The sequence below is a fragment of the Burkholderia sp. Ac-20349 genome (assembly GCF_017104865.1).
Taxonomy (GTDB): domain Bacteria; phylum Pseudomonadota; class Gammaproteobacteria; order Burkholderiales; family Burkholderiaceae; genus Burkholderia; species Burkholderia aenigmatica.
This window is the reverse complement of record NZ_JAAGPM010000024.1, coordinates 52,894-70,349: the sequence shown is the minus strand read 5'-3', so window position 1 is coordinate 70,349 and position 17,456 is coordinate 52,894. Positions and strand designations below refer to the sequence as shown.

Sequence of the window (17,456 nt, the reverse complement as noted above, 5' to 3'; positions counted from 1 at the left end):
GCACGAACCGCTTCGACAGCATTACGCGCTTCATCACCGAGCTGGAAGTCGGCAGCGTGAACGTGCGCGAAGTACCGGGCTACCGGCTCGAACTGACGCCGTTCGGCGGCGTGAAGGATTCGGGGCTGGGGTACAAGGAGGGTGTGCAGGAAGCGATGAAGAGCTTCACGAACGTGAAGACGTATTCGCTGCCGTGGTGAGCGAGGCGGGGAGGGGCGTGCCACGCCCTCCCGCCGCCAATAGCGTTACTGATAGAAGTTGAGCGTGACCATGGCCGAACGGCCCGGTGCCCACGTCGCGTAGATCGGATACGCGCTCGCGTAATACTTCTTGTCGAACAGGTTCTGCACGTTCAGTTGAACGTCCATCGTCTTGTTCACGCGCCACGTTGCGGCCGCATCGAAGCGCGCGTAGCCGGGCGTCCATTTCTTCGTCGTCGCGGATACCGACGCGTAGGTCTGGCTCATCACCGTCGCCCCGGCGCCGAGCGTGAGCTTCGGCATCACGTCGTAGCTCGTCCACAGCGTGAAGTTGTGCTTCGGCACCATCACCATCGGCAGGCCCGATGCGCCCGGGCTGCCGGGGCCCGCGTCGGTCGTGATCGCGTTCAGGTACGAGTAGCCGCCGAACACGTGCCACTTCCGCGTCAGGTTGCCCGCGAAACCGAATTCGAAGCCGCGCACGCGCTGCTTGCCCGCGTTGACCGTGTGACCAAGGCCGTCGCTGACGCGCGCGTTGGTCTTCTCGGTCTGGAACAGTGCCGACGTCAGCGACAGCTGGTCCTGCAGCACGTCCCACTTCGCGCCGACCTCGATGTTGCGCGAGCGCTCGGGGGCGAGGTCCTGGTTCGTCGCAGTGATCTGGTCGGTGCCGCCGCCGAGGCCGCCGTTCGACCCTGGCGGGTTCGACGACGTGCCGTACGACGCATACAGGCTCACGTTGGTCACCGGCTTGAACACGAGGCCGAACTGGTAGCTGAACAGGTTCGACGTGTTCGACAGGTCGGCCACGCCGGCTTGCTTGCCGGTCGTGTCGTAGCGGTCGAAGCGCAGCCCCGTGTTGAACTGCCAGCGCTCGGACAGCTTCACGGTATCGAAGATGTACGCGGACACCGTGTCGGTGCGCGTGTTCGTCGTCGGGCCGGGGAAGCCCTTGTCGCCGTTCAGCACGACGCTGCCGGTCCACGGCATGTTCGGGTTCCAGCCGCCCGCGAGCGGCGTGCAGTTGCCGGCCACCGAGCAGGGGCCGCCCGAGCGGATGTTGTTGCCGGCGGAATCCGACACGAGGTAGCCCTCGTAGCGCGCCTGTTCATGGCTGAACTCGACGCCGGCCGTCATCGTGTGCTTCATGCCGAACAGGCTGGCGCTGCCGGTCACTTCGGTCTGGTTCGAGAAGCCGTTGAGCGCGTACTTGCCGCTCTTCGCCTGCAGGCCCAGCATGTTCGGGTTCGACGCGAGGATCTGCGGATTCGTCGCGACGTAGTCGAGCGTCGAGCGGCCGAACATCGTCGTGTTCTTCAGTTTCCAGTCGTCGTTGAGCTTGTGCTCGACTCGCACCTGGGCGGTGTCGGTCTGCCCGTAGCGGTAGTCGCGCGTGTTCAGCCCGAAGAACTGCCCGCGATCGGTCGGCACCGGCGTACCGCCCGTCGAACGGAACGGCACGCTGAAGTCCGGCATGTCGTACGAGTTCATGTGGTAGTAGCTGACCGTGACCGTGGTCGGCGTGTTCAGCCCGAACACGATCGACGGCGCGACGCCCCAGCGCTTGTTGTACACGTCGTTGCGGCCGGCCTGGTTCGCGTCGTGGCCCATCACGTTCAGGCGCACGGCCGTCGTGTCGTTGATCTTGCGGTTCGCGTCGACCGTCGCGCGCTTGTAGCCGTCGGTGCCGAAGCCGATGCTGCTGTTGATGAAGTCGTCGTTCTTCGGCGTCTTCGTGACGATGTCGATGCTGCCGCCCACCGAGCCGCGGCCCGCGTAGACCGAATCGGGGCCCTTGATCACGCTGATCTGCTCGACCGCGAAGGTCTCGCGGTTCTGCAGCCCCGAGTCGCGCATGCCGTCGACGAAGATCGAGTTGCGCGATTCGAAGCCGCGGATCACCGGGCGATCGGCCGACGGGTTCGCGGCCGCATCGCCGCCGAGGAACGTGATGCCCGGTACCGAGCGCAGCGCGTCCGCAAACGACGTGACGTTCTTTTCCTTGATCAGTTGCTCGGGGATCACCGTGACCGAGCGCGGCGTATCGAGCAGCGGCGCGGTGAACTTGTACGACGGCGAGCGTTTCACCTGCATGTCCGACAGCGCGGACGACTGGACCGCGATCGTCGGCAGCGTCGCCGGCACGTCGGCGGACGGGGCCGGTTGGTCGGCGGCGGCGGGAACAGGGGCGGTTTCGGCGGAAGCGAGCAGCGGCGTCAGGAACACGGAGCAGGTCAGCGCCGATACGAGGGCGCGAGGCCTCGTCTTGAACTGGGCGGGCATATCGGGAAGCAACGGAAGATTCGGTGAACGGGTGCGTTTTCTCGATGCCGGCCGGGCAGGCGAGGGGCATCGGAAACGTCAATGTAAATGCGTATGATTCGCGTTAGCGGTCGCAATTGTACGGATTGGTACCAAATATGTAAACGATTGAATGGTTTTTGTACTAAATCGGTCAGGTTTTCGTGGGGGCACGATTGCCTTTGCGTCGCGTGCAACACGGCTTTCCATGACCCGACCGGCGCGCGGCGGCGGCGACTCGATACACTGCCGTACCGGTTGGACGGGCCCCGGCAAGCAGGCCCCGAGCAAGGAGACAACACACGATGGACACCCAACGCGCAGCAGTCGTCACGTACCGCGGCGATGCGATCGAGAACACGCACCTTGCCCATGTGGCGGTGGTCGATGCCCGCGGCGGGCTGCTGGCCCGGTTCGGCGATCCGTTCCGGATGACGCTCGCGCGCTCGGCGGCCAAGCCGGCCCAGGCGTTGTCGGTGATCGAGACGGGCGCGCCCGAGCGCTTCGGCTTCGACGATGCGGACATCGCGCTGATGTGCGCGTCGCACAGCAGCGAGGACCGGCATATCGAACGCACGCGCGCGATGCTCGCCAAAGTCGCCGCGCACGAATCGGACTTGCGTTGCGGCGGCCATCCGCCGTTGTCGGACGCGGTGTACCGGTCGTGGATCAAGCGCGACTACACGCCGACCGGCGTGTGCAGCAACTGTTCGGGCAAGCACGTCGGGATGCTGGCCGGCGCGCAGGCGATCGGCGCCGCGATCGCCGATTACCATCTGCCCGAGCATCCGATGCAGGTGCGCGTGAAGCACGTGGTGGCCGATGCGTGCGGGCTGCGCGACGACGAGGTCGACTGGGGCATCGACGGGTGCAACCTGCCGACGCCGGCGTTTTCGCTGGATCGGCTGGCGCGTCTCTACGCGTCGCTGGCCGACGGGGCGGATACGGTGGAAGCGGGCGGTGGCGCTGTCACCGATCGTGTGCGCGCGCTGGCGCGCATTCATCGTGCGATGACCGCCTATCCGGAGCTGGTTGCCGGCGACGGGCGCTATTGCACGGTGCTGATGAATGCGTTCGACGGGCAGGTGGTCGGCAAGCTCGGCGCCGATGCGTGCTACGGAATCGGCGTGCGGGCGTCGGCGCGCACGCGGGAGTTGGGCGCCGACGGCGCGCTCGGCATCTCGGTGAAGATCGAGGATGGCAATCTCGACGTGCTCTACATGGTCGTCAGCGAACTCCTCGAGCGGCTGCAGATCGGCACGGCCGCGCAGCGCGCACAACTGGCCGGCTTCCATCGGCCGCGGATGCTCAACACGCAGGGCGTCGAGATCGGGCACGCCACGTTCCCGTTCGAGTTGCAGCCGGCCTGAACGGCGCGGCTGCGCTACGGCCGCCGGCCTGCGACCCGGGCCATGCGCCGCGGCGCGCACGCGCCGGCCTGCCGGCCGACGCGAGCGTGAATGCCGGCGCGGGCGCTACGCGCTCGCGCCGCGAATCTTCGTCAGTTCCAGCTCCGACAGCTCGCCGATATGCGCGAGGTGTTCCGCGAGAAAGTCCTTCAGTACGCGCAGCTTCGCCGAGCTGCGCCGGTTCGCCAGATACGCGATGTAGATGTATTCGCCCGTCAGCCGGTTCTGCAGCCGGTAGCGCGGCAGCACGGCTTCGAGCCGGCCGCTCGCGAGCAGGTCGCGCACCAGCCAGATCTCGAACTCCGCGATGCCGAGCCCCGCGCAGGTCGCTTCGAGCAGCAGCTCCGAATGGTCGGTGACGAGGTTGCCGGCCGGCAGCAGGCTGTGATGCGCGTCGCCGTTCACGAGATCCCAGCGCGGATCGCCTTCGGGGTGCACGTAGCGCAGGCAGTTGTGCTGCCTGAGGTCGTCCGGCGTGGACGGGCGCCCGCAGCGGTCGAGATAGCCGGGCGTCGCGCACAGGATGCTGTCGTTGCGCGACAGGCGGTGCACGACGAGGTTGTCCAGGTAGTTCTCGCCTTCGTGAATGTCGAGATCGAAGCCGCCGGCCACGAGATCGTTGTGGTTGTCGGTGAGCCGCACGTCGAGCTGGATCGTCGGGTAGCGTGCGAGAAACGGCGCGACCAGCGGCGCGAGATGGCGGCGGCCGAATGCCACCGGCGCGGTGAGCTTCAGCGGGCCGCTCGGCTGCGCATTCAGTTCGGCGACGACGCGCAAGGTGTCGTCGAGATCGGCGATCAGCGTGACGGCGCGCTCCAGGTAGATATGGCCGGCTTCGGTGAGCGTCACGCTGTGCGTCGAGCGGTGCAGCAGCGCGACGCCGAGCGCCTCCTCGATCGCCGTGACCTTGCGCGCGACGGTCGACGTCGACACGTGCATCTCCTTCGCGACCGCCGAAAAACTCCCCGTTTCGACCACTCTCACGAACGCGCGCATCGCGCCCAGGTGATCGATGCCGGTTTCTCTCGCGCCTTTTTTCATTCGATTCTCGCCGTTGCGTCCCACGCAAAACCGCTTTCGATAATACAGAAGCGAGCTTGTTTTTGCAAAGGCATAGAATGCGAACCCGTCGCGTCGGGAAGCGGCGAACGACGAGCGGCACGAGACACTCAGGAGGGCACGATGACAGAAAACGGCTTCCGCGTCGAAGCGGATCTTTTAGGTAAACGAAGTATTCCGGACGAGGCGTACTACGGCGTCCATACGCTGCGCGCGAAAGAGAATTTCGACATTTCGGGTCGCACCATTGCGTCGCTGCCGTATCTCGTGATGGCGCTCGCCGCCGTGAAGGAGGCCGCGGCCGACGCGAACTGCGAGCTCGGGCTGCTGCCGCGGCCGTACCGCGATGCCATCGCCGCGGCGTGCGTCGAGATCCGCGAAGGGCGTCTGCACGACCAGTTCGTCGTCGACATCATCCAGGGCGGGGCCGGCACCTCGACCAACATGAACGCGAACGAGGTGATCTGCAACCGCGCACTCGAAATCATGGGGCACGCACGCGGCCAGTACGAGTACCTGCATCCGAACGAGCACGTCAACCTCGCGCAGAGCACCAACGACGTCTATCCGACCGCGATCCGGGTCGCGACCTGCTTCGCGGTCGAGCACCTGATCGAAGCGATGGCGCGCCTGCGCGACGCGTTCGCGGAGCGGGCCGATGCGTTCGCCGGTTTGCTGAAGCTCGGCCGCACGCAGTTGCAGGACGCGGTGCCGATGACGCTCGGCCAGGAATTCTCGACCTACGCGGTGATGCTGACGGAAGACATTGCGCGCCTGCAGGAAGCCGGCTGGCTGATTCGCGAGATCAACCTCGGCGCGACCGCGATCGGCACCGGGATCACCGCGCATCCGGAGTATGCGGAGAAGGCGCTGGTGGCGCTGCGGCGCATTACCGGGCTCGACCTGAGCACCGCGCCGAACCTGATCGAAGCGACGCAGGATTGCGGCGCGTTCGTGCAGGTGTCGGGCGTGCTCAAGCGCATCGCGGTCAAGCTGTCGAAGATCTGCAACGACCTGCGGCTGCTGTCGAGCGGCCCGCGCGCGGGGTTCGGCGAGATCAACCTGCCAGCCGTGCAGGCGGGCTCGTCGATCATGCCCGGCAAGGTGAATCCGGTGATCCCGGAAGTCGTCAACCAGGTCGCGTTCGAGGTGATCGGCAACGACCTGACCGTGACCTTCGCGGCCGAAGCCGGGCAGCTTCAGCTCAACGCGTTCGAGCCGGTGATCGCCAGCGCGCTGTTCCGCAGCTTCAGCCATCTGACGGCCGCGTGCACGACGCTCGCGCAGCGGTGCGTGAGCGGGATCACCGCGAATCCGGAGCGACTGCGCGAAACGATGGAGCGCTCGGTCGCGCTCGCGACCGCGCTGAACCCGTACATCGGCTACAAGCGCGCGACCGCCGTGGCGGCCGAAGCGCACGCGACCGGCAAGTCGATCCGCGAGGTCGTGCTGGAGCGCGCGTGGATGACCGACGCGCAGGTCGAAGAGGCGCTGCAGCCCGAAGCGCTGATCCGGCCGCGCGTGCTTTGACGCCGGCTGCGCGGCACCGGCACAGGCTGCCGGCGGCCCGCGCGCGATAGACCCAGACGCGCCCCCTGCGCGGGGCGCGGCACATCAAGAAACAACGGAGACTCACGATGAAACACAGCAGCGAGCGCCCGGCCGATCCGGCCGGCGGCGCGGATTCCCGTCATGCCGACCCCGATGCGATGTTCGCGTCGCACGAAGCCGGCTATGCGAAGCAGTTGAAGCCGCGGCATGTGCAGATGATCGCGATGGGCGGTGCGATCGGCACCGGCCTCTTTCTCGGGGCGGGCGGGCGCCTGCAGCACGCGGGGCCCGCGCTCGCGCTCGTGTATCTCGTTTGCGGCGTGTTCGCGTTCCTGATCATGCGCGCGCTCGGCGAGCTCGTGATGCACCGGCCGACCAGCGGCAGCTTCGTGTCGTACGCACGGGAGTTCATGGGCGAGCGCGCGTCGTTCGTCGCGGGCTGGATGTACTACCTGAACTGGGCGACGACCGGCATCGTCGACATCACCGCGGTCGCGATCTACATGAAGTACTGGGCCGTGTTCACCGACGTGCCGCAGTGGGTGTTCGCGCTCGGCGCGCTCGGGATCGTGTCGGTGATGAACATGATCGGCGTGAAGGTGTTCGGCGAGATGGAATTCTGGTTCTCGATCGTCAAGGTGGGGACGCTCGCGGTGTTCCTCGCGGTCGGCGCCGTGTTTCTCGCGAGCGGCCATCCGGTCGCCGGCCAGATGCCGGGGCTTCACCTGGTCGCGGATCACGGCGGGATCTTTCCGCACGGCATCCTGCCGGCCGTGCTGATCGTGCAGGGCGTCGTGTTCGCGTACGCGAGCATCGAGCTCGTCGGCGTCGCGGCGGGCGAGACCGCCGATGCGCGCAAGGTCTTGCCGAAAGCCATCAACAGCGTGATGTGGCGCATTGCGCTGTTCTACGTCGGCTCGGTCGTGCTGTTGACGATGCTGCTGCCGTGGACCGCATACAGCGCGCACGAAAGCCCGTTCGTGACGTTCTTCAGCAAGCTCGGCGTGCCGTACGTCGGCACCGTGATGAACGTCGTGGTGCTGACCGCCGCGCTGTCGAGCCTGAACTCCGGCCTCTATTCGACCGGGCGCGTGCTGCGCTCGCTCGCGATGGGCGGCTCGGCGCCGCGCTTCGTGTCGCGGATGAACGCGCGCGGCGTGCCGTACGGCGGGATCCTGATCACGGTCGCGATCAATGCGATCGGCGTGCCGCTGAACTACATCGTGCCGGCCCAGGCGTTCGAGATCGTGCTGAACATGGCGTCGCTCGGGATCATCACGACGTGGGGTTTCATCGTGATGTGCCAGATCCTGTTCCGTCGCGCGGTCGATCGCGGCGAGCTGAAGGCCGTGTCGTTCCGGATGCCCGGCGCGCCGTTCACGTCGTGGCTCACGCTGGCCTTCCTCGTCGGCGTGCTGGTGTTGATGGCATTCGACTATCCGGGCGGCACGTGGACCATCGCGACGATTCCGGTCGTCGTGCTCGCGCTGGTGGTCGGCTGGAAGCTGGCGAAGCGCGGTGCCGCGCGGGAGCAGGCGGCGGATGCGCTTGCGTCTGCGGCCACGCGCGCCGTTGCCGATCCGGCACGGGGCGCCTGAAGACGGTACGTGCCGGGCGCGCCGGCTCGTTCGCGAGCCAGCGCCCCGGCGCCCCGGCGCCTCGTGACAGTCAGTTCAACCCGGTGCGTTTGCCGATCCATCGGCCGAAATCGCCGGCCATCTCGTCGGTCAGTTCGTGGCCGGCGTCGTACAGCCGCGTGTCGTGCGCGACGCCGAGCGCCGTGAGTTTCGCGTCGGCGGTGTCGGCCCACGCGACGGGCAGCTTGTCGTCGAATCGGCCGTGCACGATCAGCGCATGGAGCGGGCGAAGCGCATCGCGCGGCGCGACCAGCGGATCGATTTCGGGCAGGATGCGCCCGCACAGCACGGCGAATGCGGCGACATCGCCCGGCGACGTGAGCCCGACGCTCGCGCTCATGATGCCGCCCTGGCTGAAGCCGGCGATCACGGTCGGCAACTCGGCGCCCGCACCGTCCCGCGCGTGGAAGGCACGCAGCAGCGTGATCAGCTTGAGGCGGCTGGCGTCGGCGCGGGCCGCGTCGATTTCGGGGCCGTTCGGGCCGAAGCGCACCGGAAACCACGCGTGCTGGTTGGGCCCGAACGTGAGCGGGGCGCGCAGGAACGCGATCTCGATGCGCGGATCGATGACGTCGGCCAGGTTCAGCAGGTTGGTCTCGTTGCCGCCGACGCCATGCAGCAGCAACAGGCGGGCAACGGGGCGGCCGGTGGCCGGGCGCAGCCGGTACTGGAGGCCCGACTCGGGATCGGTGGTCGGCGGCAGGACGTCGGTCATTGCGTGGGTCCGGAAAGGGGAGCGATGCGACAGTCTAGAGCGTGCGGACGGGGAGGTGAATCGCCGTTGTGCGATTGATTGTTTCCTGGTAGGAGTCAATCGGGTGTTCCACGGCGCACCGGTGCTAGTTTTTCATATGCCGATCGGATGACTCGTCACCGGAACACGTAGTTGCTAAAATAGATACATTTCGTAGATACATGAGGGGCGGGGATGGATACTGCCAAGATTTTCAAGCATGGCGGATCGCAGGCCGTCCGTCTGCCGAAGGATTTCCGTTTCGAAACGACCGAGGTCCGGATTCGTCGCCACGGTTCATCCGTCATTCTCGAACCGGTGCCGCAAGACTGGGCATGGTTGACACCGCTGATCGGCCCGGTCGACGCCGATTTCGAAGCCGCCGCAACGACCGAGCCTGCCGCTCAGGAGCGCCCGGGTCTGGACGTATTTGAATGAAATTTCTGCTGGATACCAATGCGGTAATCGCCATCATGAAAGGCGAGCCGGCCATGCTGGCTCTGCTGCGCACGTATCAGCCAGCAGATTTCGGCATGCCGGCAATCGTCGCGCATGAACTCTACTACGGTGCCTACAAGAGCCAGAGAGCGGCAGCGAACGTGGCACGTGTCGAGGCACTTCAGTTCGAGGTGGTGTCGTTCGATGTGGAAGATGCTCAGCACGCCGGCGAGATTCGTGCGCAACTGGCCGTGACCGGAACCCCGATCGGTCCGTACGATGCCTTGATCGCAGGGCAGGCACGCGCTCGGCGTCTGGTGCTCGTCACACATAACATGCGCGAGTTTGCGCGCGTCCCGGGGCTACAGGTCGAGGATTGGCTCGCCGAGACGCGTGAAAACTGATCGCATGACGGTCATGCCGCAACGGGAGTGGATTCGTCCGGCGAGCGGGCGCCGCCCGGACATCACCGCTACCGAATCACAGTGGACTTCAACTCCGTATATTTCTCGAGCGCGTGCAGCGAGTTGCAGCGCCGAGGGAGATAGCGCGCCGTCGTCGTGGCTTCGCCGTTGCCGCGTCGATGCCATGCTCCGTCTACGCTCATACCCTTCCATCAGCATCGATCGATGCGAGTGACTGTCCTTGCACGGAAGTATCCGTTTATTGAGGACTATCGAAAAATTGCGTCCTGACTAACCCGCATCGCTACGCCGAAAGAGCGGTGACGTTACAGTGCGCCCCGCGCACGGTCGCGTACACGCATCAAGGGTGACAGCGCCACAGCGCCCCGTACCGCTAGGGAAAACCATAGTCCTCGCAATGCCACTCGCGAAAGATCGAGTAAGCCCGCAGTCAGCTTCGCTGTTCAGAATCGCCGGACTCATTCAAAAAGCAAACCAGGAGACAGGCGATGCATGATGGGTTGGTGAAAAAAATCGAAGCGCATCCGAAGTATGCGCAGCTCAAGCGACGACGCAACACGCTCGGTATCTGCCTGACCGTGCTGATGCTGATCGTGTACTACGGCTATATCGCCCTGATCGCATTCGACAAGTCGTTCCTCGCGAAGCCCGTGAGCACCGGCGTGACGAGTGTCGGCGTACCGGTCGGCATGGCGGTGATCGTGTTCACCGTCGTCATCACCGGCATCTACGTGCGTCGCGCAAACAACGAATACGATCAACTGACGCAGGACATCCTGCAGGACGTCGCCCAATGAAGAAGACTCTTTCGATGACGCTGGTTGCGCTGCTGGCCGCGGGCGTGTGCGGCGTGGCCGTCGCGGGCGGCGGCGATGTCGGGCAGACCGCCAAGCAGGCGACCAACACCACGGCCATCGTCCTGTTCGCGCTGTTCGTGGCAGGGACGTTGTGGATCACCAAGTGGGCGGCGTCGCGCACGCGTTCCGCCGCGGATTTCTACACGGCCGGCGGCGGCATTACCGGTTTTCAGAACGGCCTGGCGATCTCGGGCGACTACATGTCGGCGGCCTCCTTCCTCGGCATTTCCGCGGCGGTGATGACGTCGGGTTACGACGGCCTGATCTACTCGATCGGCTTCCTGGTCGGCTGGCCGGTCATCACGTTCCTGATGGCCGAGCGGCTGCGCAACCTCGGCAAGTTCACCTTCGCCGACGTCGCGGGCTACCGCTTCGAGCAGGGGCCGATCCGCAGTTTCGCCGCGGTCGGCACGCTGGTGGTGGTGGCGTTCTACCTGATCGCGCAGATGGTGGGCGCGGGGCAGCTCATCAAGCTGCTGTTCGGTCTCGACTACTGGGTGGCCGTCGTCATCGTCGGTGCGCTGATGATGGTCTACGTGCTGTTCGGCGGCATGACCGCCACCACCTGGGTGCAGATCATCAAGGCATGCATGCTGCTCGCGGGCGTGACGTTCATGGCGATCATGGTGCTCGCGCAGTACGGCTTCAGCCCGGAGGCGCTGTTCGCCCACGCAGTGGAAGTCAAGACCGCGATCGCCGCGAACGCCGGCAAGTCGCCGGACGACGCGACCCGGATCGGGCTGTCGGTGATGTCGCCGGGCGGGTTCATCAAGGATCCGATCTCGGCCATTTCGTTCGGCATGGCGCTGATGTTCGGCACCGCCGGCCTGCCGCACATCCTGATGCGCTTCTTCACGGTGCCGGATGCGAAGGAAGCGCGTAAGTCCGTGTTCTGGGCCACCACCTGGATCGGCTACTTCTACGTGCTGATCTTCATCATCGGTTTCGGCGCGATCACGCTGGTGCTGACCAATCCGGAACTGTCCGACGTGGCCAAGGGCGTGATCAAGGGCGGCGCAGGCACGGCCAACATGGCCGCGGTGCTGGTGGCCAAGACGGTGGGCGGCGACGTGTTCTACGGCTTCATCTCGGCCGTGGCCTTCGCGACGATTCTGGCGGTGGTCGCCGGGCTCACGCTGTCGGGCGCGTCCGCGGTGTCGCACGACCTCTATGCCACCGTCTTCAAGAACGGCAACGCGAACAGTGCGGACGAGCTGAAGGTGTCGCGCATCACGACGCTGGTGCTCGGCGTGATCGCCGTGCTGCTGGGCATCGCGTTCGAGAAGCAGAACGTCGCGTTCATGGTGTCGCTGGCGTTCGCGGTGGCGGCGTCGGCCAACTTCCCGGTGCTGTTCCTGTCGATGATGTGGAAGGGCTGCACCACGCGTGGCGCGGTCATCGGCGGGTTCCTGGGGCTGGTCTCGTCGGTCGGGCTGACCATCGTGTCGCCGTCGGTGTGGGAGGCGACGCTCGGTTATCCGAAGGGTTCGGCGTGGTTCCCGTACACGTCGCCCGCATTGTTCTCGATGACGATCGGCTTCGTGGGCGTGTGGCTGTTCTCGGTACTCGACACGAGCCTGCGCGCGAAGGCGGAGAAGGGCGCGTTCGCCGCGCAGCAGGTGCGTTCGGAAACGGGGCTGGGGGCGACGCGCGCCAGCAGCCACTGAGCGGTAGCCGGTCACGCCCGCCCCGGGGCCGACGATGCGATGCGCTTGATCGTCGCTCGTCGTCCCCGCGGCGGGCGGCATCGTTTTCATCCGTCCGTCGAATGACTCGCCGGCAATAAAAAATCGCGAATTCGACTGGATTCGCCGATAATGCGCAAACGTTTTACGAAAGCCCGATTGCAGCCAATCCGCGGATTAAATAAATAAAAAGAAAATATCCGAGCCCCGGATTTTACGCCTGCGCCGTAGTGCCGATCGAAGCCTTGTGGCAGGAGGTTAACGGCAGATTCCGGCAATACTTTAGGGCTCTTTCGTCACAATTGTTCATTTCATTTTTATCAATGAACGATTGATTTCCGGTCATCGGAGCGTCATACACCATCCCCGATAATTCGGCGCTCACATTCTTTCAATAGACCAAACGGCGGTCGAAGCCGAATCGCTGCGGGGAGCTGTACTCATGACCATTCGTCATCGCATTACGCTGCTAGTCGTCCTGACGTTCTTCGCGCTGTCCGCGATCGGCATCTATGCCGTGTACCAGACGCGCAAGAGCGCGTCCGAGGTGCGCCAGGTCACCCAGGGAATCGTGCCGAGCGCGCTCGCGTCGGCGGATCTCGTCGCCGATGTGAAGAACATCCAGATCGCGACGATGACGCTCATCTACGCGCCCGACGCGAATACCGCCGCGCAGGCGCGCGACGAGCTGAAGGCGAAGCAGGCCGCGCTGCGCGCCGCACTCGACGTGCAGGCGAAGTCGGCGGTCGGGCAGGCGCAGGTCGGGCTCGTCTCGCAGGCGAAGGACAGCGCCACGAACTACTTCGCGGCGATCGACGACACCGTGAAGATGAAGACCGACGGCAAGCCCGAGATGGCGCAGGCGTACCTGTTCGCGAACGTCGCACAGTATCGCGACGAACTCGAAAGCATCGTCGACACGATGCGCGTCGAGAAGAACCGCCAGAAGGACGACGCGATCAACGCGCTGAACGGGATGCTGTCGACGACGGCGACCGCGATCGCGGGTGTCGCCGGCACGGTGATCGTGCTGCTGACCGCGCTCGGCCTGCTGCTGTATCGGCAGATCACGCGCCCGCTGAGCGGGATGCAGACGGCGATGAGCGAGATCGCGACGAGCCAGGATTTCACGCGCCGCGTGCCGGTGGGCCGGATGGACGAAATCGGTCATTCGATCGTCGCGTTCAACGGGATGATCGAGAAGATCCAGGAGAATGCGGCGCAGCTCAAGCAGAAGACGGCCGACATCCAGGCGATGCTGCAGAACATGCAGCAGGGGATCCTGACGGTCGTCGAAGGCGGCGTCGTGCATGCGGAGTATTCCGCGTACCTCGAAACCATCTTCGAGACGAACGACATCGCGGGCCGCGACCTGATGGCGCTCGTGTTCGACGATTCGAACATCGGTTCCGATGCACGCTCGCAGGTCGACGCGGCCGTGCACGCGTGCCTCGGCGAAGACAGCATGAACTTCGAGTTCAACGAGCACCTGCTGGTGAACGAAGTCGCGAAGCGGATGCCGGACGGCCGCGAGAAGTGGCTCGACCTGAGCTGGTCGGCGATCACCGACGAGACCGACACGGTCGTGCGCCTGATGCTGTGCGTGCGCGACGTGACCGAGATTCGCGAGCTGACCGCGCAGGCCGGCGAGCAGCAGCGCCGCCTCGAAATGATCGGCGAGATCCTGTCGATCAGCCAGGACAAGTTCCACGACTTCGTGCACAGCGCGAAGGGCTTCCTCAGCGAAAACGAGCGGATGATCCGCCAGCACGAGCGCGCCGATCACTCGATCGTCGCGGCGCTGTTCCGCAACATGCACACGATCAAGGGCAATGCGCGCACGTACAGCCTCCAGCACCTGACGAACATCGTCCACGAAGCGGAGCAGGCCTACGACTCGCTGCGCCGCGCGGACGGCGGCCCCGAGTGGAACCGCGACGCGCTGATGGACGACCTGGCGCGCGTGCGCGAGGCCGTCGAGCACTACGCGACGATCAACGCGGTCACGCTTGGCCGCAGCGGCGATGCGGTGCAGGGCGCCGATTTCCTGATGGTCGAGCGCGCGCACATCAGCGAGAGCCTGCGTGTGCTCGACGGCGCCGATCCGGCGAACGCGGCCGACTGGCACGCGGCGCGCGACGCCGTGCGCCGCATGCTGGGCCAGCTCGGCACGCAGGGCATCGGCGATGCGCTCGGCGGCGTGATCGAGTCGCTGCCGTCGCTCGCGGCCGAACTCGGCAAGCCGGCACCCGTCGTGCATATCGACAGCCACGGCCACCGCGTGCGCAGCGAAATCGCCGCGACGCTGAAGAACGTATTCATGCACCTGCTGCGCAACTCGATGGACCACGGGATCGAATCGTCGGACGAGCGGCGTGCGGCCGGCAAGGCGGCCTCCGGCACGATCGACATCGCGGTCGGCGTGGGCGGCGGGGAGCTGTGGTTCGTGCTGAGCGACGACGGCCGCGGCCTCGCGCTCGACCGGATTCGCGGCATCGCGCGCGAGCGCGGCTGGATCGACGCCGACCACGATGCGGCGCTGTCCGATGACGAGGTCGCCGAGCTGATCTTCCGGCCGGGCTTCTCGACCGCGAGTGCCGTGACCGAAGTGTCGGGGCGTGGCGTCGGCATGGACGCGGTGCGCAACTTCCTGAAGCGCGACGGCGGCGATATCGCGCTGCGCTTCACCGACGATCGCGTCGGCGCGCCGTATCGCGCGTTCGAGACGATCGTGTCGTTGCCGGCCCGCTTCGCGGCTGACGCTGCTGCGCAGGGCGTCGCGCACGAGCGTGCGCGCAGCGCGGATATCGGTGCGGCGGAGTGACGACGTGATCGTGCAGGCGTGGATGATTCAGATGGCCGCCGCGCTGGCGGGCGGTGCCGTCGTCGCAATCGTGGCGGCGGTCGTGTTTCGCGTGACGCGCAAGCGGCTCGTCGCGGCACTTGAACGCGATACGGAACAGTTGCGCGGCGCGCTCGACGCAGCCGATGCGCGCGTCGCCGACGCGGCGTCGGCGCACGCCGAGGCGGCCGACGCATGGGCGCAGCGCGAGGCGCAGCTCGAGGATGCGCTGGCGCGCGAGACGTCCGCCGCCGGCACGCAGCGCGACGCCATGCAGGCGCTGTCGGCCGATCGAACTGCGCTCGCGCAGCACGCGATGAAGATCGCCGACGAAGCCGCGCGCCTGCGCGGGCTCGCGGGCACCTTCGAGCGCTGGCACGAGCAGATGATCTCGCTGACCACGCAGAACCAGGACATGCGCACGAAGAACCTGGAGCTGTCGGCGATCGTCGCGCACGTGTCGATCGTGTCGCTGAACGCATCGATCGAGGCCGCGCGCGCCGGCACGGCCGGGCGCGGCTTCTCGATCGTCGCGAGCGAGGTGCGCGGGCTGGCCGCGCGCTCGCAGCAACTGTCGAACAGCTATCGCGACAGCCTGAACCGTAACGATCTCGTGACGGCCGCGACGTTCCAGGACATCCAGGCCGGCGGCAAGATGATCACGGCCGCGCTCGCGACCGTCGAGACGCTGGCCGGGCAACTGCACGCGCGGATCGAAGGAGGCGCGGCGTGATCAGCGCGCAGGCGAAAGCCGGCTTCGAACGGATCTTCTTCGACGCGGCGCGCACACGGCTCGCGTCCGGCGGCGCGTGCGACATCCGGCCGTCCGCCGGCCCCGTGCACGACGGGCACGATCACGCGCATGCGAAGTCGCGTGCGAAGCCGAAGGTGCCCGAGCATGTCGCGGTGCTGACGATCTCGGCGCTGCATTTCCGCCTGCTGCTCGCACTGCGCTTCAGCGACGACGACGCGACGCGCCGTCATTTCGCCGGCGCGACGGCGGGCACGAGCAGCCAGCGGCCGCTGCCCGAAGCGTTCATGGAAGTCGCGAACCTGTGCTGCGGCGCGATCAACCAGGCGCTGACCGTGCCGTTTCCCGACCTGGGGATGTCGACGCCTTATCTGCTGAGCGGATCGAGCATCGACTACCTGCACGCGCTGGCGCCGAATCACGTGGCCGCCTACGACCTGACGCTCGATGGCGACGTGCGGGTCGGTGCGACGTTGTGCGTGTGCGCGAACGCGCCGGTCGATTTCCATATGCCGGAAACGGCCACGGTGGATACCGGCGGCGAGCTCGAACTGTTCTGACCGACCCTGATCGACCATTAGGAACCCTTGAGATGACCCTGGACAAACCCGTCAGCAAGGTGCTCGTACTCGACGACAGTCGCGCGCACGCCGACGCGATCAAGCGTTTCTGCGACGAGCACAACCTGGTCGGCCTGACCGTGCGGCGCAACCGGCTGCTGAAGGTGCTGCGCTCGAACATCGACCTCGGCGCGATCCTGCTGGCCGAGGATTACGGCGGCTCGCCGGCCGAGAGCGCGATTATCGCGACGCAGATCGATGCACTGCGCCCCGAGCTGCCGATCATCCTGCGCCGCGAATCGCTCGCGTCGCGCGACGGGCTGCCGGAGGCGCTCGCGCGCGTCGCGTGCGCGGCCTACGTCGCGGACGACATGACGCCGCTCAAGCGCGCGATCGACGAATACCTGTTCGGCCGCGATTACCCGAACGCACTCGTGCGCGGCATCTCGGAGATCACCGAGGCGCGCATCGACAGCCTGTTCCCGGGCATGACGATCGAGCACGAAACGCCGTGCATCGTGCGCGACCAGATCATCTTCGGTGAAGTGTTCAGCCTGATCGCGCTCGAAAGCGCGTGGTGCCGCGGCTACATGCTGCTGCAGACGAGCGAGCAACCGCTGCTCGACATGATCGGCGGCACGCGCGAGGCCGGCCGCGCGCCGGATTTCCGCGACGTGAACAGCGTGCTCGGCGAGCTGACCAACCTCGTGTGGGGCGCGTTCAAGAACCGCTATCTCGGCGACGCCGAGGCACTGGCGCGCCATCCGGTGCAGGTGCCGCTCGTCGTCAATCACAAGCAGAAGTTCATCTCGTTCGGCGGCGACTGCCCGCAGCTCTGCTTCAAGTACCGGATGACCGACCCGGCATCGGGGCGCTCCGTCTGCCTCGACCAGCGTTTCGTGTTCAGCCTCAGCTGGTCGCCGGAGGATTTCCGCGAATCGGTGCAGGACGTGGGGCCGATGGTCGAATCGGGCGAACTCGAACTGTTTTGAATAGTGAAGTCAGCAA

At 66.1% G+C, this 17,456-nt stretch carries 15 protein-coding genes; 12 read left to right on the top strand and 3 right to left on the bottom strand.

The window, feature by feature from the left end; translation table 11 throughout:
* A partial coding sequence (locus tag G3N61_RS11810; protein WP_205822472.1) for an aldehyde dehydrogenase family protein occupies positions 1-200 on the top strand: 200 nt, incomplete at its 5' end.
* Positions 201-245: 45 nt separating this feature from the next.
* Here G3N61_RS11810 and G3N61_RS11805 read toward each other — a convergent pair.
* Positions 246-2,483, bottom strand: coding sequence for a TonB-dependent receptor (locus G3N61_RS11805; protein ID WP_043179341.1), 2,238 nt, complete (start codon positions 2,481-2,483; stop codon positions 246-248).
* 323 nt (positions 2,484-2,806) lie between these two features.
* Between G3N61_RS11805 and G3N61_RS11800 the strand changes: the two genes are divergently transcribed.
* Positions 2,807-3,871, top strand: coding sequence for an asparaginase (locus G3N61_RS11800; RefSeq protein ID WP_043179340.1), 1,065 nt, complete (start codon positions 2,807-2,809; stop codon positions 3,869-3,871).
* A 105-nt stretch (positions 3,872-3,976) separates the two neighbouring features.
* On the opposite strand, the gene G3N61_RS11795 is transcribed toward G3N61_RS11800, so the two are convergent.
* A complete protein-coding gene (locus G3N61_RS11795) occupies positions 3,977-4,951 on the bottom strand; it encodes a LysR family transcriptional regulator (protein ID WP_043179338.1) in 975 nt (324 codons plus the stop codon).
* Positions 4,952-5,092: 141 nt separating this feature from the next.
* Here G3N61_RS11795 and aspA point away from each other — a divergent pair, with 141 nt between their 5' ends.
* Both aspA and G3N61_RS11785 read left to right on the top strand, forming a co-directional pair.
* Positions 5,093-6,499, top strand: coding sequence for an aspartate ammonia-lyase (gene aspA / locus G3N61_RS11790; RefSeq protein ID WP_043179337.1), 1,407 nt, complete (start codon positions 5,093-5,095; stop codon positions 6,497-6,499).
* A gap of 107 nt (positions 6,500-6,606) precedes the next feature.
* Positions 6,607-8,118 (top strand): amino acid permease, encoded by a 1,512-nt coding sequence (locus G3N61_RS11785; RefSeq protein ID WP_175023929.1) that lies wholly within the window; start codon positions 6,607-6,609, stop codon positions 8,116-8,118.
* Positions 8,119-8,188: 70 nt separating this feature from the next.
* On the opposite strand, the gene G3N61_RS11780 is transcribed toward G3N61_RS11785, so the two are convergent.
* Positions 8,189-8,872: a phospholipase gene (locus tag G3N61_RS11780; protein ID WP_205822471.1), complete on the bottom strand. Its 684-nt coding sequence runs from the start codon at positions 8,870-8,872 to the stop codon at positions 8,189-8,191.
* Positions 8,873-9,085: 213 nt separating this feature from the next.
* On the opposite strand from G3N61_RS11780, the gene vapB reads away from it, so the two are divergent.
* From vapB to G3N61_RS11740, 8 genes are all read left to right on the top strand, one after another.
* A complete protein-coding gene (gene vapB / locus G3N61_RS11775; protein ID WP_043179333.1) occupies positions 9,086-9,328 on the top strand; it encodes a type II toxin-antitoxin system VapB family antitoxin in 243 nt (80 codons plus the stop codon).
* Positions 9,325-9,732 carry a type II toxin-antitoxin system VapC family toxin gene (locus G3N61_RS11770; RefSeq protein ID WP_205822470.1) on the top strand — a complete coding sequence of 136 codons (408 nt, stop codon included), beginning with the start codon at positions 9,325-9,327 and terminating at the stop codon, positions 9,730-9,732. Before vapB ends, G3N61_RS11770 begins: the two co-directional genes overlap by 4 nt.
* A gap of 509 nt (positions 9,733-10,241) precedes the next feature.
* Complete coding sequence (locus G3N61_RS11765) at positions 10,242-10,550, top strand: DUF485 domain-containing protein (protein ID WP_043179330.1); 309 nt, start codon at positions 10,242-10,244, stop codon at positions 10,548-10,550.
* A complete protein-coding gene (locus tag G3N61_RS11760; protein ID WP_043179329.1) occupies positions 10,547-12,277 on the top strand; it encodes a cation acetate symporter in 1,731 nt (576 codons plus the stop codon). The genes G3N61_RS11765 and G3N61_RS11760 overlap by 4 nt, the downstream gene beginning before the upstream one ends.
* Positions 12,278-12,737: 460 nt before the next feature.
* The gene (locus G3N61_RS11755) at positions 12,738-15,119 is read left to right on the top strand and encodes an MCP four helix bundle domain-containing protein (RefSeq protein ID WP_089453256.1); all 2,382 of its coding nucleotides are present in this window, start codon (positions 12,738-12,740) and stop codon (positions 15,117-15,119) included.
* Positions 15,120-15,141: 22 nt separating this feature from the next.
* The gene (locus tag G3N61_RS11750) at positions 15,142-15,870 is read left to right on the top strand and encodes a methyl-accepting chemotaxis protein (protein ID WP_089453339.1); all 729 of its coding nucleotides are present in this window, start codon (positions 15,142-15,144) and stop codon (positions 15,868-15,870) included.
* Complete coding sequence (locus G3N61_RS11745; RefSeq protein ID WP_205822469.1) at positions 15,867-16,448, top strand: hypothetical protein; 582 nt, start codon at positions 15,867-15,869, stop codon at positions 16,446-16,448. Before G3N61_RS11750 ends, G3N61_RS11745 begins: the two co-directional genes overlap by 4 nt.
* Before the next feature lie 32 nt (positions 16,449-16,480).
* On the top strand, positions 16,481-17,440 hold the full coding sequence (locus G3N61_RS11740) for a chemotaxis protein CheX (protein WP_205822468.1): 960 nt from the start codon (positions 16,481-16,483) through the stop codon (positions 17,438-17,440).
* Positions 17,441-17,456: the final 16 nt, after the last annotated feature.